We start from the raw sequence: 18,584 nt of genomic DNA, 5'->3' as shown, positions 1-18,584 counted from the left end.
TTGGCTTGTTGATCTCATTGTGCAAGTTTCGTTTAACATTGTCAACAATTTTTAATTATATTTTAAACAACCCCGAAAGATGCTGGTTTGTAAACGCTTGCGCCTTAATACGGATACTGGGGAAACATTATGGATTACGAAAATAATACCAACGTTGCGCCTGCAACTTCATCGCTTATTTTGGAAGAGCGTCACGATTCCGAACTCTTCCGCGTGTACGCATTGATTTTGGACGGCATTACCGACCATCTGCTGTTGCCGGGTAAAAAACTGACCGAGTCCGAGCTTTGCCGACAAATGGTTTGCTCGCGCAATACCGTGCGTGGCGCATTGTCGCTTTTGGCGCACGATAAAATCGTCGATTTGCAGCCCAATCGCGGCGCATTTGTCCATGTGCCGGACTTGAAAGAAATGAAAGACGTGTTCAACACGCGTATCGAAATGGAAAGCATGATTTTGAGCGTCCTCATCGATATGCCTGATTTGGAAACGCGCCTGCAACCGCTTTACGCCATGATTGAGCAAGAGGCTGCAGCCTCCGAAAGTGGCGACCGCGTGGGTTGGAACCGCCTGTCCAATGCCTTCCATGTCGAATTGGCGCGGCTGCTGGACAACGACGTCCTGTTTGAAATCATGAATACCTTGTGCGCGCGTTCTTCACTGATTGTGGCCGTTTCCGATCCGCTTCGCAAAGAAAAGCGCACCATCAATTCCAATTCCCACCATGAACACCGCGAAATCCTCGATTTATTGGTGGCCGGCAAGCGCAACCGTGTGACCAAAGTCATGCGCCGCCACTTGAGCGCGTGCATCGAACGCTTGGAACAGAAACTCGAAATGTAATCGGTTTAATAATAAAAAGGCCGTCTGAAATATTCAGACGGCCATTGGTTTATCCCTGCAAAGCAAAACGCCATGAAACCCAAAATCCAGAGACACGAACATATCCTCACCCTTATCCGCGAACATAACTTCATGACGGTGGAAGAGCTGGCGGCGAATTTGGATGTGACACCGCAAACCATACGCCGCGATGTGCAGGAATTGAGCGAAACCGGGCAGCTCAAACGCTATCACGGCGGCGCGTCTTTGGGCGACGTTTCAGTCGTAACGGCAGGGCAGGAGCGGCGCAACCATCAGCAGCAGGAAAAAAACGCCATTGCCCGGCTGATTGCTTCCACCATTCCCGACAATGCCTCGCTCTTTATCAGCATCGGTACAACCATGGAAGCCGTCGCCGCCGAGTTGGTGAGACAGCGTAAAAACCTGCGGATTATCACCAACAACATTTACGCCGCCTCCATCACCGCGGCGCGTACCGACTACACGGTCATCATCGCTTCCGGTGTGGTCCGCCCCTTGGACGGCGGTATTACGGGCGTGGCGACTGTCGATTTCATCAACCAATTCAAAGTCGACTATGCCATCATGAGTACCCACGGCATAGAAAACGATGGCTCGCTTTTGGATGACGACTACAAGGAAGTCAGCGTCATGCAGGCAATGGTGAACAATGCCCGCGTGCGCTATCTCGGCGTCGACCACAGCAAGTTCAACAGCAATGCCTTGGTCAGACTGGGCGATATCGGCGCATTCGATAAGCTGTTTACCGACCGCACACCATCCGCCGCCATGCAGAAAACCCTAAACGAGCGCGGCGTGGCGTGGCAGGTTGCCGACCCTGTATCAAAGTAGCCAAGTCGGGTACAATTAAGCCATCATTCCATTCCTTTCAGATGGCCTGATTGAATGCTCAGGCCGTCTGAAAACAGAAAATCATTTTCCCATCAAAGAAATATTATGTTGAATAAAGACCAATTCGCGGACAACCACTTTATCCGCACCATCATCGAAGAAGACCTCAAAAGCGGCAAACATACAGCCATCCAAACCCGTTTTCCGCCTGAACCCAACGGCTATCTGCACATCGGCCACGCCAAATCCATCTGCCTGAACTTCGGTTTGGCGTATATTTATGACGGCTTGTGCAACCTGCGTTTCGATGACACCAACCCCGAAAAAGAAAACGACGAATACGTCAACGCCATCAAAGAAGACGTTGAGTGGCTTGGTTTCCATTGGGCAGGCGAGCCGCGTTTCGCTTCCAATTATTTCGACCAGCTTTATGATTACGCTGTCGGTTTAATCAAAGACGGCAAAGCGTATGTCGATGATTTGACGCCCGAAGAAATGCGCGAATACCGCGGCACGCTCACCGAACCCGGCAAAAACAGCCCCTACCGCGACCGAAGCGTCGAAGAAAACCTCGACCTGTTCACGCGCATGAAAAACGGCGAATTCCCCGACGGCAGCAAAACCCTGCGCCTGAAAATCGACATGGCTTCAGGCAACATCAATATGCGCGATCCCGTCATCTACCGCATCCGCCGCGCCCATCACCACAACACCGGCGACAAATGGTGCATCTATCCGATGTACGACTACACGCATTGCATTTCCGATGCCATCGAAGGCATCACGCATTCCTTGTGTACGCTCGAATTTGAAGCCCACCGTCCGCTGTACGACTGGGTGTTGGACAACATTCCCGCGCCGCACGCCACCCGCCCGCGCCAATACGAGTTTTCCCGTTTGGAGCTTTTGTATTCCATCACCTCCAAACGCAAGCTGAACCAACTGGTTTCAGACGGCCACGTTTCCGGCTGGGACGACCCGCGTATGCCGACGATTTCCGGTATGCGCCGCCGCGGCTACACGCCCGAAGGCCTGCGCCTGTTTGCCAAACGCGCCGGTATTTCCAAATCTGAAAACATCGTCGATATGAGTGTGTTGGAAGGCGCGATTCGTGAAGAGCTGGAAAACTCCGCGCCGCGCCTGATGGCGGTTTTGAACCCGCTCAAAGTTACCCTGACCAACTTTGAAGCCGGCAAAACCCAAAGCCGCCGTGCCGCGTTCCACCCCAATCACGAAGAAATGGGCGATCGCGAAGTACCTATTTCCCAAACCATCTACATCGAAGCCGACGACTTTGCCGAAAATCCGCCCAAAGGCTTCAAACGCCTGATTCCCGGCGGCGAAGTGCGTTTGCGCCACGGCTATGTGATCAAGTGCGATGAAGTAGTAAAAGACGAGGCAGGCAATGTGGTTGAACTCAAATGCAGCATCGACCACGATACCTTGGGCAAAAATCCCGAAGGCCGAAAAGTCAAAGGCGTGATTCACTGGGTTTCCGCCGAACACGCAGCAGAAATCAAAGTCCGCCTGTACGACCGCCTCTTTACCGTCGAGCGTCCCGATGCCGTGCGCGGCGAAGACGGCAACTACCTGCCGTTTACCGATTTCCTCAACCCTGAATCCATCAAGGAAATCACCGCCTACGCCGAGCCTGTCGCAAAAGATTTGCCGGCGGAGAGCCGTTGGCAGTTTGAACGCATCGGCTATTTCGTCACCGACCGCAAAGACCACAGCAAAGACACGCCGGTGTTTAACCGCACGGTAACGCTGAAAGATTCTTGGCAGCCTAAGTAATCTGTTTGCAGTCGCTATATTGAAGGCCGTCTGAAAACGTGAAATCGGGTTTTCAGACGGCCTTTGTCGATAAAGGGATGAGATGGAACGTTATTCTGTACATTTGAAACTGCTGGGAATGGCGGTGTTGTGGGGCGCGTCTTGGCCGATGGGGCGGATGTTGGGGCAGTCGCTGCCGCCGCTGACGGGCGGGGCGGTTCGGTTTGTCTTGGCTTCGGTTTTGTTGTTGGGCTGGTTGTTTGCGCGCAGCAGGTTCGCGACTTTGGTGGCTTTGTCGGCACGGCAATGGCTGGGTTTGACGGCGGCTGCTTCCGTCGGCGTGTGCGGCTATGCGGTGTTTTTTATGCTGGGTTTGCAGACTATGCCGGCAGGTAAGGCGGCGGTGGTCGTGGCGGTGAACCCCGTGTTGACGCTGCTGTTGGCAACTTGGTTTTTCGGCGAGCGTTTAAACGCGAAGATTTTGGCGGGTATGCTGCTGGCGGTCGGCGGTGCCATTATGGTAGTAACGCAAGGGCAGCCGTTGACGGTATTGTCGGGCGGCATCAAGGCAGGGGAGTGGCTGATTTTCGGCTGCGTGGTCTGTTGGGCGGCTTATACCTTAATCGGTCGCGCGGTTTTGCGCGGGATAGATGCGCTGACGGTAACGACGGCAACGTCGTTCATTGGTGCGTTGATGTTGTCGGTGGTGGCGTTGTGGACGGACGGAATGCCGTTTGAGGCGATAGCGGCAATGGATGGGCGCGGTTGGACAGCCTTGGCGTGGCTGGTCATTGGTGCGACGGTATTGGCCTATGCGTGGTATTTCGAAGGCGTAAAGACTTTGGGTGCAGGCAGCGCGGCGGCGTATATTACGCTTGTGCCGATTTTCGGTGTGCTGTCTTCGGCGTGGGTTTTGGGCGAACCGCTGCATATTTCGCTGGTTGCGGGCTGCGCGGCGGCAGTCGGCGGCATGACGCTGATGCGGTACGGGCAGAGGGCCGTCTGAAGTTGGGTAAATACTCGGATTTTTGGCGATAGGGTTGCGATTGCCAAGCTGTTGCCGCCATAATCTTATTGCAGGGTAAGATTATGGTCTCGGCTCAGCGTTCGATTTAAAAATTTGACACCCTGCCTCCAACTGCCTAAAATTCAACTTTCTCAAAAATCTACCGTATCCTGCGGCACGATTTCATACTTTCAGACGGCCTGTGTGCCATCTCTCTGATACCATCCAAAATATATCAATACTATGCACGTTTCAGAACTCCAAACCCTCCACATTTCCAAACTCTTGGAAATGGCAGAAGAACATGGCATTGAAAACGCCAACCGTTTCCGCAAACAAGACCTCGTTTTTGCCATCGTCCGCCAGATGATGAAGCAGAATGTCAGCTTTACCTGTTCGGGCACACTTGAAATCCTGCCTGATGGCTTCGGTTTCCTGCGCAGCGCAGATACTTCTTATCTTGCCGGCCCTGACGATATTTATGTTTCGCCCACGCAAATCCGTCGCTTTAATCTGCACACCGGCGACACCATCGAAGGCAGCGTGCGCGTACCGAAAGACAACGAGCGCTATTTCGCGCTTGTCCGCCTCGATACCATCAACGGCGATCCGCCCGAAGTCTGCAAACACAAAATCCTTTTTGAAAACCTCACGCCTTTATTCCCAACCGAACAATTCAAACTTGAGCGAGACATTAAAGCCGAAGAGAATCTGACCGGCCGCGCCATCGACTTGGTTTCCCCGATCGGTAAAGGCCAACGTGCATTGTTGGTTGCGCCGCCTAAAACCGGTAAAACCGTGATGTTGCAAAACATTGCCCACGCCATTACCGCCAATTATCCTGATGTCGAGCTGATTGTCCTGTTGATTGACGAGCGTCCGGAAGAAGTGACCGAAATGAGCCGTTCTGTACGTGGCGAAGTCGTTTCCTCTACGTTTGACGAACCTGCGCAACGCCATGTGCAAGTGGCCGAGATGGTGATTGAAAAAGCCAAACGTATGGTCGAACACAAAAAAGACGTGGTCATCCTGCTGGATTCGATTACCCGTTTGGCGCGCGCCTACAATACCGTCGTGCCGACTTCGGGCAAAATTCTGACTGGCGGTGTCGATGCCAACGCTTTGCACCGTCCGAAACGCTTCTTCGGTGCCGCGCGTAATGTGGAAGAGGGCGGTTCGCTCACTATCATTGCGACAGCGCTTGTTGAAACCGGCAGCCGCATGGACGACGTGATTTACGAAGAGTTCAAAGGTACGGGCAATATGGAATTGCACCTTGACCGCCGTATGGCAGAAAAACGCCTGTTTCCGGCCATCAGCATCAATAAATCCGGTACGCGCCGCGAAGAATTACTGGTACCGAACGATCAGTTGCAGCGTATGTGGCTCTTGCGTAAATTCCTCCATCCGATGGACGAAATCGAAGCGACCGAGTTTTTGGTGGGCAAACTCAAAGACTCCAAAAACAATGACGATTTCTTTGAATTGATGCGCGGTAAATAAACATAAGGCCGTCTGAATATGTTTCAGACGGCCTTTGCTTCATTTTAGGAAACGCTTATGAATACCCGAATGAATTGGCAAAACTTATTGTCCACCCAACGCTTCCGTCCCAAAAACGGCGAAATCGTGCCGACCGTTACCCCTTCGACTCAGGAAGGTGCCGATGCCTTGCGTACGGATTTTCACATCGATTACGACCGGGTTGTTTTTTCCGGAGCCTTCCGCCGACTTGGCCGTAAAACGCAGGTGCATCCGTTGGCGCAACACGATTTGACGCACAACCGCCTGACGCACAGCGTTGAAGTTGCCAGCGTGGGCAGGAGCTTGGGCAACCGCGTGGGCGTGATGTTGCACAACGGCGGTTTTCTGCCGCAGGGCAATACGCCCAGCGATATTGGTGCCGTGGTGCAGGTTGCCTGTTTGGCGCATGATTTGGGTAATCCGCCGTTTGGTCATACCGGCGAAGATGCTTTGCGCGATTGGTTCAGACGGCCTGAACATCAAATTTATCTGAACACATTAAACGAAGCGGAACGCAACGACATTCAAACCTATGAAGGCAATGCGCATAGCCTGCGTATCGTCGCCAGCCTTGAAATGTATCCCGAGGCTGGCGGAATGCGCCTGACTGCTGCAGCCATCGGCGCATTACTGAAGTATCCGTGGACAACGCAACATCCAAACGGCAGAAAGAAATTCAATATTTATCAAACCGAGTTGCCGTTTATCCGTCAAGTTGCCGATGAATTGGGGCTGGTTTCCGCAGGAGCAGACAGCTGGGCGCGCCATCCTTTGTCTTATTTGATGGAGGCCGCCGACGATATTTGCTATGCCTTGCTGGACTTGGAAGATGCCGTCGAATTGGATTTGCTCACGGATACGGAAGTGGAAAGTATTTTGTCCGAACTGACCTTTGCCGAAAGCGCATGGCACGCCAGCTCCAGCCGTCAGCGTTGCGCCATGTTGCGCGGTATTGCGATTGGTAAGGCGATTGATGATGTCGCACAAACCTTTATGCTGCATCAGTCTGATTTACTGGACGGAACATTCAAAGGCAAAGACTTGCTTGCTCTGTGTAGCCCGCAAGTGCAAAACACTTTGGCAAAAGCAAAAGAATTGGCGCAAACACGGATTTTCCGCCATCACACCAAGCTCTTGACCGAGATCGCCACGTTCCCATGTTTAGGCTCCATCTTGGATTTACTCGTCCCTGCCGCTTATGCCCTGATTGCTGAAAAACAGTTGGCAACGCGTCAGTCTCTGGCATTGGAGTTGTTGAAAAAGCATAATCCGATTCTTCCTGAAGACAGTCTGTATCAGGCCTATATGAAGATTTTGGATTTTGTCGGCGGCATGACTGATAACTCCGCCGCCAAAATGGCACAGGATTTGTCAGGAGTAGGGATTTTACGTTAATTTTATATTTTTTAATTTCAATTGGTTAAATAAAAATATAAAAAAATATCTGCGAAAAGAGTAGACAGGTTTCAGCAAAGCCTATATTATTCGGTCTTCTTGATTCACAACGCACTAGCGAAGTGATGAGGATGCACCCGTAGCTCAGTTGGATAGAGTATCTGGCTACGAACCAGAGGGTCGGGCGTTCGAATCGCTCCGGGTGCGCCACAAGATTTATCCGCGCCCATCGTCTAGCGGTTAGGACATCGCCCTTTCACGGCGGTAACCGGGGTTCGATTCCCCGTGGGCGTGCCAGTTTTCAAAAAAAACGCAATCTGTTTCAGATTGCGTTTTTTTATTGTATTTGCTGTTTGTGTTTAAGGCCGTCTGAAACGCTCAGCAACTCAAGAGACAGAAGTTTGTAAAATAAATTGCCCAGACTTTTTGTCGTTTATATACGCTTTTCAATCTCATTTTACCATTGTCAAACCCCAATTTATTGACAACAGTATTCATCTTAAAAATTCCCAAACCTGAATTTACATGATTTCATATTTATAATTATTTGATTTTATAATATAAAAATATTTATTTGAACTTTTCTTAAAAAATGCCGTCTGAGATAAAGACAAGACAGAATATCTCTGTTAATGTGTAAATGTCAGCCGGCGTTTGCCGGTTTTTTATTGAAACCATTTGGGAGTCAATTATGAATATGAATGTTAAATTAATCGTTCCTGCTGTTTTGGCGGCTGTTGCCCTGACTGCATGTAGCAGCGGTTCTAAAGCCAAACCTGAAGCCAAAGCTGCGCCTACTGCGCAACAACAAACTCAAGCTCAGGCTCAACAAGCTCAAGCTCCAGTACCTAATACTTTGAAAGTAGACTCTATCGACGGTACTAAAGAAGTTCACTACAAATGCGGTAAAGACGGCAAAGAGCCTCTGAGCGTAATGTACGGCTTCAAAGGCAACGAAGTTGTTGCTGCACAAGTAAAATACAAAGGTCAATTAACTGAAAACCTGTTCCGTATCACTGACAGCAGCAAAGATGTAAACGCATTTTGGGGCGGCAATGTCGCTTGGGTTGCTGAGGCAGCCACTGCAGCCAACGTAGACAAAGTTGACGGCAACATGCTGACTATCCGCGGTACTACCGAAGTAAACGGCAAACAAGAAGTGGTTGATCAAATCGTTACCCGCTTCTGCGCATTGGACAAAGGCGCGAAAGCTGCCGCTAAACCTGCTGCTAAAAAAGTGAAAAAATAATTTTTTACCGACAGCTTTAAACGCTGGGTAAAATAAAACAGGCCGTCTGAAAAGTATTCAGACGGCCTGTTCTTTTGAACGGTTTAACCTAAGAACCAGAATTTCAGTGCCCACAACACGGCGACAATCCATACCATAGGCGGTACGTCTTGAGTGCGGTTGCATAAGAGTTTGATGAGTGCGTAGCTGATAAAGCCGAACGCAATACCGTCGGCAATCGAGTAGGTAAACGGCATGAAGACGATGGTCAGGAATGCCGGTGCGGCTTCGGTCATGTCGTCCCAATCGATTTCGCGCGCGCTGCGCAACATTTGCGCTCCTACATAGAGCAGGGCGGGTGCGGTAGCGAATGCAGGAATGCTTTGAACCAGCGGGGAGAAAATCAGACAGGCCAGCATCAGTACGCCGACGGTAACGGCAGTCAGGCCGGTACGGCCACCGGCAGAAACACCTGCCGCGCTTTCAACGTAAGGGGTAGTGGAAGAAGTACCCAAGGCGGCGCCGGCGATAATGGCGGTTGAGTCGGCAAGCAGGGCGCGTTTCAAACGCGGCAGTTTGCCGTCTTGCAACAGGCCTGCACGGTGGGAAACGCCGACCAATGTGCCGGTAGAGTCAAACAGGTCAACCAGGAAGAATACAAAAATTACGCTGACCATGCTGACGGTGAACAAGCCTTTAAAGTCCATCTGCATGAAGGTTGGCGCAATGCTCGGAACTTCGCCGACCACGCCTTTGAACTCGCTCAAGCCCAAGATGGTGGAGATGGCGGTCAGCGTCAGAATGGTAATGATGATGGAGCCTTTAACGCGAAAGTGGCCAAGTGCAACCACCATGACAAAGCCTGCCATGGCCAGCAGGGCGGTAGGTTGGTGGATGTCGCCCAAACCGACCAATGTGGCAGGATTGGCCACAATTACGCCTGCGCCTTTGAGCGCAATCAATGCCAAGAAGAGGCCGATACCTGCGGCAATCGACATTTTCAAGCCCATAGGCAGGGCGTTGACCAGCATTTCGCGCACTTTAAAGAAGCTGAACAGGATGAAAATAATGCCGGAGATAAAGACGGCACCCAAAGCCACACGCCAGTCCACGCCCATGCCTTTGACGACGGCAAAGGTAAAGTAGGCGTTCAAACCCATGCCCGGAGCGAGGGCGATCGGGTAGTTGCCGACAAAGCCCATCACGAAACAGCCGATGGCAGAGGCGATACAGGTGGCCACAAATACTGCGCCCATATCCATGCCGGTTTCGCCCAGAATCAGGGGATTGACGATGATGATGTAGCACATGGCGAGGAAGGTTGTCACACCGGCCATAATTTCCGTGCGGACATTGGTCTGATTGGCGTTGAGGTTGAACAATCTTTCCAAAACGCTTTGATTTGAAGAACTCATTCGAGATATTCCTTTGGGAAAGCCGTTCGAGGACGGCATCAGCGGGTTTAACTGCCGGAAGCTCGGATTTTGGCCTTAACTTCTCAACAGATAAGGGAATTTTCGGGCGGTATTATACTGAAAAGCCTTTTGTTCGGGTAATAAAAATACATGAATCAGATGATACTGAGCCGAGCCAAGATAAAGGCCGTCTGAACAGTTTCAGACGGCCTTTGTTTGTGTATGCTTATACCGGTTTGCCTTTCAGGGAGAAAGTGTAGGCTTCGGTGATTTCCAAATCGATCATTTGGTTGATCATGTCGGGTGTGCCGGTAAAGTTGACCACGCGGTTGTTGGCGGTACGGGCTTGCAGTTGGTCAGGGTCTTTTTTGGAGATACCTTCAACCAAGCAGCGTTGAACCGTGCCGATCATGGTTTGGTTGATGCGCGCGGTTTCGGCTTCGATGACTTCGTTCAAAGCTTCGAGGCGGCGCACTTTTTCTTCATGCGGCGTGTCGTCGTGCAGGTTGGCGGCAGGCGTGCCAGGGCGCGGACTGTAAATAAAGACGAAGCTCAAGTCGAAGGCAATGTCTTTGACCAGTTTCAAGGTTTGCTCGAACTCGCGCTCGGTCTCGCCCGGGAAGCCGACGATAAAGTCGGAGCTGAGGCACAAATCAGGACGGATGGCACGCAGTTTGCGGATGATGGATTTGTATTCCAAGGCGGTGTAGCCGCGTTTCATCGCGCTCAATACGCGGTCGGAACCGCTTTGAATCGGCAGGTGCAGGTGGGAAACCAGCTTCGGCAGGTCGCGGTAGCACTCGATAATCGCGTCGGTAAATTCGCGCGGATGGCTGGTGGTAAAGCGCAGGCGTTCGATGCCGGGGATTTCGTGGACAATGCGCAACAAAGTGGCAAAGTCGCAGATTTCGCCGTTTTCCATTTCGCCGCGATAGGCATTGACGTTTTGGCCTAAGAGGTTGATTTCTTTAACGCCTTGTTGCGCCAAACCGGCAATCTCGGTCAATACGTCGTTGAGCGGGCGGGAGAATTCTTCACCGCGGGTGTAAGGAACGACGCAGTAAGAGCAGTATTTAGAACAGCCTTCCATAATGGAAATGAATGCCGAACCGCCTTCTACGCGCGCAGGCGGCAGGTGGTCGAATTTTTCGATTTCAGGGAAGCTGATGTCGATTTGAGACAGGCCGGTGGTTTCTTTATCGACGATGAGTTTGGGCAGGCGGTGCAGCGTTTGCGGGCCGAAAACCACGTCCACATACGGAGCGCGTTTGACGATGTTTTCGCCTTCTTGAGAGGCAACGCAGCCGGCAACGCCGATGATGAGGTCGGGATTTTTTTCTTTGAGCGGGCGTACGCGGCCCAAGTCGGAGAAGACTTTCTCTTGCGCTTTTTCACGCACGGAGCAGGTGTTGAACAAGATGATGTCGGCGTCGTCAGGTTGGGTAACCTGTTCGATGCCGCCGTGTTCTTCGGCGAGGACGGACAGCATTTTTTCGCTGTCGTACTCGTTCATTTGGCACCCGAAGGTGCGGATAAATACTTTTTTCATGGTTTGTTTTGATTGACTTGCTTGTTGTAAAAGGGTTCAGACGGCCTGTGAAATATTCGGGTCGTCTGAAAAATTATTCTTCCGCCTTTTTCTGCTTTTTAGCGTGTTCGATGAACCTGTCGGCTTCGGCGTCGGTCAAAATCCAGATTTCGCGGACGAGGCGGCTTTCTTCGTTGTATTTGAACGCAACGGCTTTGCCGGTTTGATTCAGCAGGCGGCCCATCGGAATGAAACGGTCGTTTTCATCGTGGATTTTGGTGAAGCGGGTGATTTGCAGTTTGGCCGCATTGCCGTCCACAATACCCAGGGTCAGCAGGCGCGTCCAAGAAAAACCGCCTTTGCTGACTTTCAGATAAGGTAAATCGACAGTCTTTAAAACGGCCACATCCATATCGTCAGGCAGGCTGCGTTGTGCATGGACGAGGGAGGACGCTAAAAGGGCGAGGCTGAGTATGAATCCGCGTAACATGATGCTTTTCTTTTATTGTTTCAATAGGTCGCGGATTATAGCACAAGCAGGAAAAATGTGGATAGAGTGTTTGTTTTTAAAGAATAATTTTGATTTTGCGTCCGATTCTTATTTTGAAGCTTGGGCCGTCTGAAAAGGATTTGGTGTTAAAATGGCATCAATTTGATTTTCAGACGACCTCTTACGAAAGAATTGACCATGAACCGTAATGAAAGCTTGTTCAACCGCGCCAAAGCCATTATTCCCGGCGGCGTGAATTCTCCCGTGCGCGCATTCGGCAGCGTCGGCGGCGTACCGCGCTTTATCAAAAAGGCAGAAGGCGCGTATGTTTGGGATGAAAACGGCACGCGTTATACCGACTATGTCGGCTCTTGGGGCCCTGCGATTGTCGGCCATGCCCATCCTGAAGTCATTGAAGCCGTGCGCGAAGCGGCATTGGGCGGTTTGTCGTTTGGTGCGCCAACTGAAGGCGAAATTGTCATTGCCGAAGAAATCGCCAAAATCATGCCGTCCGTCGAGCAGCTGCGCCTTGTCAGCTCCGGTACGGAAGCAACGATGACCGCCATTCGTTTGGCACGCGGTTTTACCGGCCGCGACAAAATCATCAAATTTGAAGGCTGCTACCACGGACATTCCGACAGCCTGTTGGTGAAAGCAGGCAGCGGTCTGCTGACGTTTGGTAATCCTTCTTCCGCCGGTGTGCCTGCCGACTTTACCAAACATACTTTGGTACTCGAGTACAACAATATCGCCCAACTGGAAGAAGCCTTTGCCCAAAGCGGCAATGACATTGCCTGTGTGATTTTGGAGCCTTTTGTCGGCAATATGAATCTGGTTAGGCCGTCTGAAGCCTTTGTCAAAGCCTTGCGCGAATTGACTGAAAAACACGGTACCGTGTTGATTTACGACGAAGTGATGACCGGCTTCCGCGTGGCGCTGGGCGGTGCGCAATCTTTGCACGGCATCAAACCTGATTTGACCACCATGGGCAAAGTGATCGGCGGCGGTATGCCTTTGGCGGCGTTTGGCGGCCGTAAAGACATTATGGAATATATTTCCCCGTTGGGCGGCGTGTATCAGGCAGGTACATTGTCCGGCAATCCGATTGCGGTTGCGGCCGGTTTGAAAACGCTGGAAATCATTCAGCGTGAAGGCTTCTATGAAAACCTGACTGCCTTGACCCAACGCCTCGCCAACGGTATTGCCGACGCGGCTAAAGCGCATGGCATTGAATTTACGGCGGACAGCGTGGGCGGTATGTTTGGTTTGTATTTTGCCAGCCATACGCCGCAAAACTATGCCGACATGGCGCGTTCCAATATCGACGGTTTCAAACATTTCTTCCACGGTATGCTCGACCGCAATGTCGCATTCGGCCCGTCAGCTTACGAAGCCGGTTTTGTTTCCGCCGCGCATACGCCTGAGCTGATTGACGAAACCATTGCTGTGGCACACGAAGTGTTCAAAGAAATGGCAAAATAAAAGCTGAAGCTGTCATGTGAAAAAAGGCCGTCTGAAAAATATTCAGACGGCCTTTCGCTATTTTAAATCAATGCTTGATTATGCTTCTTCGGCTTTGCTGCGGATAATCAGCAGAGGCAGGTGGCTTTGACGCATTACGGTCTCGGCGAAGCTGCCCATCAGCAGGTGCATCAGGCCGGTGCGGCCGTGTGTGCCGAGTACCAGCAGGTCTGCGCCGTTGTTGTCGGCGTAGTCAACCAAGTCTTGCGCCATTTCACGTGCGCCTTTGTTGGCAACCAACAGGTGTTTCACGATGTTTTCAACGCCGTTTTCACGCGCTGTTTTTTCTGCGAAATCCAAAACTTCGTTACCTTGAGCCACTGCGGCGGCTTCGTAGCTTTCGTGTTGCAGGAATTCAGGAGCCAAAGCCATGTATTCGGCAGGGTTGGCAACGTGAACCAAAGTCAGTTGGGCTTTGTTGAGGCTTGCCAGTTCGGCGGCGTGTTTCAATGCATTGAGGGAAGTCTCGCTACCGTCAACGGCTACAACCAGATGTTTGTACATATTTATTCTCCTTTTGCGCCGAGTAGCGGCACTTTCGTTTAATATGAAATCAGAACTTGTCTGAATGTGAAACGATTATAAACTCTTTCGGGCGGGTACAACAGCCCATCTGCTTTCAAGTATAATATCGGTCTGATTCGCCTGTGGCGTTTTTCATTAATTTATTGATATATCACAAGGTTACTTATGCAGGACGCCGCTTTTCTTTCTTCGCGCCGCTTTGGCGGCATTGCCAGACTTTACGGAGACGAAGCACTGGCGCGCTTTTCGCGTGCGCATGTGTGCGTGGTCGGCGTCGGCGGCGTTGGCTCGTGGGCGGTGGAGGCTTTAGCGAGGAGCGGTATCGGTCGTTTAACGCTGATTGATTTGGACAACGTTGCCGAGTCCAATGTCAACCGCCAGTTGCACGCTTTGACCGATGATTTCGGTAAGGCAAAAGTTACCGCTTTGCGCGAACGCATCGCCCAAATCAATCCGCAATGCGAAGTGACGGAAATCGAAGATTTTGTTACCGAAGACAATCTGGACGAGCTTTTCAGACGGCCGTTTGATTTCGTTATCGACGCCATCGACCAAATCCGTGTCAAAGCGGCGATGGCGGCGTATTTCGTGCAACATAAACAACCGTTTATTATCAGTGGCGGCGCGGGCGGACAGAAAAATCCGGCTTTGATTCAAACCGCCGATTTGAGCCGCGTTACCCATGACCCTCTGCTTTCCAATTTGCGCTACACCTTGCGCAAACGCTACGGTTTCAGCCGCGATACCAAAGAAAAAATGCGCGTGTCTTGCGTTTATTCCACCGAGAATATTACGCCGCCGCAATCCGGCGAAGCGTGTTCGACCGATGTCGCGCCGCAAGGTTTGTCCTGCGCGGGCTACGGCGCGAGTATGCTGGTGACGGCTTCGTTTGGGCTGTATTGTGCGCAGGCTGCGGTGGAGCATATCGCGGGGCGGAAGTGAGGGGTAGGGGAAGATGGTTAAGAGCCGATTTTTTAAAGCCTACTTTATCAGTAGCCTGATTTATGCGATTGTCTTCGGTTTGTTGATGTACGGTGTCGGTTTGCTGCTTACAGGATTCGAATGTTTTGATATTGACGCTGAAAATGAACAGCGTCTACAGTATTGTTCACGAGCTCATGAAATGTCGGCTTTTGAGAAAACGTCTTTGAAGTTTTTCTTCTTTCCGTTTTTATCTGTAATGTCATTGTCCCTACTCAATGCCGGCATTATGAAGTGGACCAAACGCTGTACAACTTTGACGACTCTTGCCTTGCCTATCATCGAATGGTGGATTGTTTGGTTTGTTTTATTACTGTGGGAGTGGAGTAGTCTGGATAGTAGTTGGACGGCAATAACGGGAGTTATTTTTTTTGGATTGCCTGTTTATGGCATGGCAGCAGTTCAAGCCCTGAATGTGTTGGACTCTTCTGCAAATGCCAATCAGAAAATTTGATGTGGGTTTAAGCCTTTTGAAATTTATTTTTTCAGACGACCTTTTTGCTTATGAACCGATTTTTTAAAGCCTACTTTATTGCCAGTCTGATTTATGCGGTATGGTTCGGCGTATTGATGTATGCCGTCGATCCGATGTTTCTCGATGTGATGGAATGCAATACGTTGCCCGGCGATTATTTGTGTGTGCAAAGCGGTTATACCCGTCCATTCACTACTTTTCTTTATCCGTTTCTGTCCGTCGTGATATTCAGCTTTTTGCATGCTGGCATCATGAAATGGCGCAAACGCCGTTCGGTTAAAATGATTTGGCTTTTGATCGGCTGCGAAAGTTTGCTGTTGTTGGCTTTGATGGTGGCGATGCTTGCGAGGGATGGTTTTGTGTTTTCCCGCGATATTGGCTCGGTACTGACGGGTACGGTTTTCGCCAGCCTGCCGCTGTTGGGTATGGCCTTGGCTCAGGCCTTTGCCGTCGCCATTGTTTCTTTGCAAATCAATCGTAAAAACCGCTGATTTTTATATTAAAAACGGATCGTCCTCGTTTCAGACGGCCTTTTGTTGATGAAACTTCTTACTAAACTTAAAAAGAAAAAGACCCCTTAACCATGCCTTCAGAACACCTTATTTCTTCCACTGCCGCAACGCTGTCTGAACATACCGTTGCGTGGGTGTTCGGTCAGCCTGTTACCGATGTGCCGCAGGATTTGTTTATTCCGCCTGATGCGTTGAAGGTGGTATTGAGCAGCTTCCAAGGGCCGTTGGATTTGCTGCTGTACCTTATCCGCAAGCAAAATATCGATGTCCTCGATATTCCTATGGTGAAGATTACTGAGCAGTATCTGCACTATATTGCCCAAATGGAAGCGTATCAGTTTGATTTGGCGGCGGAATATCTGCTGATGGCGGCGATGCTGATTGAAATTAAATCGCGCCTGCTGTTGCCGCGTCCTGAAGAAGTTGAGGATGAAGAGGCGGATCCGCGTGCCGAGTTGGTGCGCCGTCTTTTGGCTTACGAGCAGATGAAACTGGCGGCTCAGGGCTTGGATGCGTTGCCGCGCGCCGGACGTGATTTTGCTTGGGCGTATTTGCCGCTGGAAATTGCGGTCGAAGCGAAGTTGCCGGAAGTGTACGTTGCCGATTTGACGCAGGCTTGGTTGGGTATTTTGTCGCGCGCCAAGCATACGCGCAGTCATGAAGTAGTGCGAGAAACCATTTCAGTGCGCGCGCAGATGACGGCGATTTTGCGTCGTTTGAACGAAAGCAGTATCAGCAAGTTTAGCGATTTGTTTAAGCCGGAGCAGGGCGCGACATATGTGGTGGTCAATTTTATTGCATTGCTGGAATTGGCTAAAGAAGGCTTGGTGCGTATCGTACAGCCGGAAAATTATGGTGAAATCGAAATCAGCCTGAAAGATGGTTTGGAAACAAACGAAGCCGAAATGCTTTCAGACGGCCTTGAAATCGATGAAACCGATAACGGGTATTTGGAAAAAGAGAATTTAAGATGAATTCGACGACAAGTCGCAGTAAGGCCTCTTTATGGGCGGTGGGCTTGATGCTGTTTGCGCTGTTTTTTGGCGCGGGTAACTTAATTTACCCTGCTTATTTGGGGCAGCAGGCCAGCGAAAACTGGCTTTCGGCAATGTTCGGCTTTTTGTTGACCGGGGCGGGGTTGCCATTGCTGGGCGTGATTGCCGTCGGCTATTCCGGCTCGCGCGATGTGGAAGCGCTGGCTTCCCGTGTTGCGCCTTGGTACGGCGTGACTTTTGCCGCTGCGCTTTACCTAGCAATCGGCCCCTTGTTTGCCATGCCGCGTACGGCGACAGTATCTTTTGAAACCGCGATTTCGCCTTTCATTGATGAATCTTGGAAAAACATCGCATTGGCCATATTCAGCCTGGTGTTTTTCGGTATTACTTATTGGTTGTCGATTTCCCCGGGTAAGCTGGTTGACCGCATTGGTAAAGTCCTCACGCCCGTTTTGTTGCTGGCAATTGCAATATTGGTCGGCTATGCCGCTATTAACCCGATGGGCGTGCCGCAGGCGGCGCAAGGCGATTTTGTCACTCATCCGTTGGTTAAAGGCATTTTGGAAGGCTACGGCACCATGGACGCGCTGGCTTCGCTGGTGTTTGCCATTATCGTCATCGATGCCGTTCGCGCCATGGGTGTGGACAACCGCGCGGACTTGCTGAAGACAACGACGATTTCGGGCGTGTTGGCGGCTTCTTGTTTGGCAGTGGTTTACCTGTTTATCGGCTATATGGGTGCGACAGGTGTGGCCGGTATCGGCTTGCAGGAAAACGGCGCGTCGGTTTTGTCTAAAACCGCACAGCATTATTTCGGTACGGCCGGTATTGTGTTGCTTGGCGTTATGGTGCTGCTTGCCTGTCTGAGTACGGCGGTTGGCTTGATTACTTCATGCGCCGAATATTTCAACCGTCTTTGCCCGGGTATTTCTTATAAAATCTTTGTGATACTGAATACAGTAGTGTCTATCCTGTTGGCCAACAAAGGCCTGTCAGCGATTTTGCAATTTTCCATCCCTATGTTGATGCTGTTGTATCCGCTGACCATCGTCATCATTTTGTTGGCCTTGACAGATAAACTGTTTGGCGGCGGCCGTATTGTCTATTTCTGCACCATGATGGCGGCCCTTATGGTCGGCTTGCTCGATGCCTATAAGGCCGCGTTTGGATTTGATGCCGAAACCGCGGCTGCCATCGAGCGCGCATTGCCGTTTTACAATATCGGTTTAGGGTGGGTTGTTCCCTCTTTAGCCTGCTTTATACTCGGCTGCATTTTGAATGCGGCGTTGAAGAAAAAAGCATGACGATAAACAGGCCGTCTGAAATGTTCAGACGGCCTGTTTATTTCGCCGGCCACGCAAACGACAGATGATTTTTTTAAAGAAATCCGTTATAATTGAAAAGTTAAGGCTTTGCGAAATACCGTTTCGCAGATGCAACATATTGAGAAGGTTTATTTCCACAAATCCCGTTTTTTCAGTAAACGACTTGAACTGAAGGCGGATTTCGTGGTATAAATCG

17 protein-coding genes and 2 tRNA genes are annotated in these 18,584 nt (G+C 50.8%); 15 read left to right on the top strand and 4 right to left on the bottom strand.

Going from position 1 to position 18,584, the window contains the following annotated elements:
* The first annotated feature begins 129 nt into the window (after positions 1-129).
* The 9 genes from ACTHS8_RS06790 (at position 130) to ACTHS8_RS06750 (ending at position 8,642) form a co-directional block, all read left to right on the top strand.
* Positions 130-843, top strand: coding sequence for a GntR family transcriptional regulator (locus ACTHS8_RS06790; RefSeq protein ID WP_049348122.1), 714 nt, complete (start codon positions 130-132; stop codon positions 841-843).
* A 72-nt stretch (positions 844-915) separates the two neighbouring features.
* Positions 916-1,695: a DeoR/GlpR family DNA-binding transcription regulator gene (locus ACTHS8_RS06785; RefSeq protein ID WP_070836822.1), complete on the top strand. Its 780-nt coding sequence runs from the start codon at positions 916-918 to the stop codon at positions 1,693-1,695.
* 105 nt (positions 1,696-1,800) lie between these two features.
* Positions 1,801-3,489 carry a glutamine--tRNA ligase/YqeY domain fusion protein gene (locus ACTHS8_RS06780; protein ID WP_440373319.1) on the top strand — a complete coding sequence of 563 codons (1,689 nt, stop codon included), beginning with the start codon at positions 1,801-1,803 and terminating at the stop codon, positions 3,487-3,489.
* Positions 3,490-3,571: 82 nt separating this feature from the next.
* The gene (locus ACTHS8_RS06775; protein ID WP_440373318.1) at positions 3,572-4,474 is read left to right on the top strand and encodes a DMT family transporter; all 903 of its coding nucleotides are present in this window, start codon (positions 3,572-3,574) and stop codon (positions 4,472-4,474) included.
* Positions 4,475-4,717: 243 nt separating this feature from the next.
* Positions 4,718-5,977 (top strand): transcription termination factor Rho, encoded by a 1,260-nt coding sequence (gene rho, locus ACTHS8_RS06770; RefSeq protein WP_003748836.1) that lies wholly within the window; start codon positions 4,718-4,720, stop codon positions 5,975-5,977.
* A gap of 57 nt (positions 5,978-6,034) precedes the next feature.
* Positions 6,035-7,393: a deoxyguanosinetriphosphate triphosphohydrolase gene (locus tag ACTHS8_RS06765; protein WP_049348127.1), complete on the top strand. Its 1,359-nt coding sequence runs from the start codon at positions 6,035-6,037 to the stop codon at positions 7,391-7,393.
* A 133-nt stretch (positions 7,394-7,526) separates the two neighbouring features.
* Positions 7,527-7,603: transfer RNA gene (locus tag ACTHS8_RS06760), tRNA-Arg, on the top strand.
* A 12-nt stretch (positions 7,604-7,615) separates the two neighbouring features.
* Positions 7,616-7,690 (top strand) — tRNA-Glu (locus ACTHS8_RS06755).
* Positions 7,691-8,084: 394 nt separating this feature from the next.
* Positions 8,085-8,642, top strand: a complete 558-nt coding sequence (locus ACTHS8_RS06750; protein ID WP_070826444.1) for a hypothetical protein — start codon at positions 8,085-8,087, stop codon at positions 8,640-8,642.
* Between the two features lie 83 nt (positions 8,643-8,725).
* Here the strand turns inward: ACTHS8_RS06750 and ACTHS8_RS06745 are convergent, their stop codons facing one another.
* The 3 genes from ACTHS8_RS06745 to ACTHS8_RS06735 all read right to left on the bottom strand — a co-directional run bounded on the left by ACTHS8_RS06745 (position 8,726) and on the right by ACTHS8_RS06735 (position 12,054).
* Positions 8,726-10,036, bottom strand: a complete 1,311-nt coding sequence (locus ACTHS8_RS06745) for an NCS2 family permease (protein WP_049352523.1) — start codon at positions 10,034-10,036, stop codon at positions 8,726-8,728.
* Between the two features lie 226 nt (positions 10,037-10,262).
* Entirely contained in the window at positions 10,263-11,585 is a 1,323-nt protein-coding gene (miaB, locus tag ACTHS8_RS06740; RefSeq protein ID WP_003684389.1) for a tRNA (N6-isopentenyl adenosine(37)-C2)-methylthiotransferase MiaB, read from the bottom strand.
* A gap of 73 nt (positions 11,586-11,658) precedes the next feature.
* Positions 11,659-12,054 (bottom strand): hypothetical protein, encoded by a 396-nt coding sequence (locus tag ACTHS8_RS06735; protein WP_049333912.1) that lies wholly within the window; start codon positions 12,052-12,054, stop codon positions 11,659-11,661.
* Positions 12,055-12,252: 198 nt separating this feature from the next.
* On the opposite strand from ACTHS8_RS06735, the gene hemL reads away from it, so the two are divergent.
* Positions 12,253-13,536, top strand: a complete 1,284-nt coding sequence (hemL, locus tag ACTHS8_RS06730) for a glutamate-1-semialdehyde 2,1-aminomutase (protein ID WP_440373317.1) — start codon at positions 12,253-12,255, stop codon at positions 13,534-13,536.
* 78 nt (positions 13,537-13,614) lie between these two features.
* Here hemL and ACTHS8_RS06725 read toward each other — a convergent pair whose 3' ends face one another.
* Positions 13,615-14,079, bottom strand: a complete 465-nt coding sequence (locus ACTHS8_RS06725) for a universal stress protein (protein ID WP_049333908.1) — start codon at positions 14,077-14,079, stop codon at positions 13,615-13,617.
* 186 nt (positions 14,080-14,265) lie between these two features.
* Between ACTHS8_RS06725 and ACTHS8_RS06720 the strand changes: the two genes are divergently transcribed.
* The 5 genes from ACTHS8_RS06720 to brnQ all read left to right on the top strand — a co-directional run bounded on the left by ACTHS8_RS06720 (position 14,266) and on the right by brnQ (position 18,367).
* The gene (locus tag ACTHS8_RS06720; protein WP_440373316.1) at positions 14,266-15,042 is read left to right on the top strand and encodes a tRNA threonylcarbamoyladenosine dehydratase; all 777 of its coding nucleotides are present in this window, start codon (positions 14,266-14,268) and stop codon (positions 15,040-15,042) included.
* 13 nt (positions 15,043-15,055) lie between these two features.
* Positions 15,056-15,535 (top strand): hypothetical protein, encoded by a 480-nt coding sequence (locus tag ACTHS8_RS06715; RefSeq protein WP_440373315.1) that lies wholly within the window; start codon positions 15,056-15,058, stop codon positions 15,533-15,535.
* A 50-nt stretch (positions 15,536-15,585) separates the two neighbouring features.
* Positions 15,586-16,047, top strand: a complete 462-nt coding sequence (locus ACTHS8_RS06710; RefSeq protein ID WP_440373314.1) for a hypothetical protein — start codon at positions 15,586-15,588, stop codon at positions 16,045-16,047.
* A 92-nt stretch (positions 16,048-16,139) separates the two neighbouring features.
* Complete coding sequence (locus tag ACTHS8_RS06705) at positions 16,140-17,042, top strand: segregation and condensation protein A (RefSeq protein WP_440373313.1); 903 nt, start codon at positions 16,140-16,142, stop codon at positions 17,040-17,042.
* The gene (brnQ, locus tag ACTHS8_RS06700) at positions 17,039-18,367 is read left to right on the top strand and encodes a branched-chain amino acid transport system II carrier protein (protein WP_070826434.1); all 1,329 of its coding nucleotides are present in this window, start codon (positions 17,039-17,041) and stop codon (positions 18,365-18,367) included. The genes ACTHS8_RS06705 and brnQ overlap by 4 nt, the downstream gene beginning before the upstream one ends.
* The last annotated feature ends 217 nt before the right edge of the window (positions 18,368-18,584 follow it).

Source organism: Neisseria sp. P0016.S008, from assembly GCF_051957775.1.
GTDB classification, from domain to species: domain Bacteria; phylum Pseudomonadota; class Gammaproteobacteria; order Burkholderiales; family Neisseriaceae; genus Neisseria; species Neisseria flavescens_B.
The sequence above is the reverse complement of the archived record's forward strand: the minus strand, read 5'-3'. Positions and strand labels throughout refer to the sequence as shown.

Bases quoted from the DNA above. Each gene is read 5' to 3' on its own strand.
- ACTHS8_RS06790 (WP_049348122.1), top strand. From the start codon at position 130: ATGGATTACGAAAATAATACCAACGTTGCGCCTGCAACTTCATCGCTT.
- ACTHS8_RS06785 (WP_070836822.1), top strand. From the start codon at position 916: ATGAAACCCAAAATCCAGAGACACGAACATATCCTCACCCTTATCCGC.
- ACTHS8_RS06780 (WP_440373319.1), top strand. From the start codon at position 1,801: ATGTTGAATAAAGACCAATTCGCGGACAACCACTTTATCCGCACCATC.
- ACTHS8_RS06775 (WP_440373318.1), top strand. From the start codon at position 3,572: ATGGAACGTTATTCTGTACATTTGAAACTGCTGGGAATGGCGGTGTTG.
- rho (WP_003748836.1), top strand. From the start codon at position 4,718: ATGCACGTTTCAGAACTCCAAACCCTCCACATTTCCAAACTCTTGGAA.
- ACTHS8_RS06765 (WP_049348127.1), top strand. From the start codon at position 6,035: ATGAATACCCGAATGAATTGGCAAAACTTATTGTCCACCCAACGCTTC.
- ACTHS8_RS06750 (WP_070826444.1), top strand. From the start codon at position 8,085: ATGAATATGAATGTTAAATTAATCGTTCCTGCTGTTTTGGCGGCTGTT.
- ACTHS8_RS06745 (WP_049352523.1), bottom strand. From the start codon at position 10,036: ATGAGTTCTTCAAATCAAAGCGTTTTGGAAAGATTGTTCAACCTCAAC.
- miaB (WP_003684389.1), bottom strand. From the start codon at position 11,585: ATGAAAAAAGTATTTATCCGCACCTTCGGGTGCCAAATGAACGAGTAC.
- ACTHS8_RS06735 (WP_049333912.1), bottom strand. From the start codon at position 12,054: ATGTTACGCGGATTCATACTCAGCCTCGCCCTTTTAGCGTCCTCCCTC.
- hemL (WP_440373317.1), top strand. From the start codon at position 12,253: ATGAACCGTAATGAAAGCTTGTTCAACCGCGCCAAAGCCATTATTCCC.
- ACTHS8_RS06725 (WP_049333908.1), bottom strand. From the start codon at position 14,079: ATGTACAAACATCTGGTTGTAGCCGTTGACGGTAGCGAGACTTCCCTC.
- ACTHS8_RS06720 (WP_440373316.1), top strand. From the start codon at position 14,266: ATGCAGGACGCCGCTTTTCTTTCTTCGCGCCGCTTTGGCGGCATTGCC.
- ACTHS8_RS06715 (WP_440373315.1), top strand. From the start codon at position 15,056: ATGGTTAAGAGCCGATTTTTTAAAGCCTACTTTATCAGTAGCCTGATT.
- ACTHS8_RS06710 (WP_440373314.1), top strand. From the start codon at position 15,586: ATGAACCGATTTTTTAAAGCCTACTTTATTGCCAGTCTGATTTATGCG.
- ACTHS8_RS06705 (WP_440373313.1), top strand. From the start codon at position 16,140: ATGCCTTCAGAACACCTTATTTCTTCCACTGCCGCAACGCTGTCTGAA.
- brnQ (WP_070826434.1), top strand. From the start codon at position 17,039: ATGAATTCGACGACAAGTCGCAGTAAGGCCTCTTTATGGGCGGTGGGC.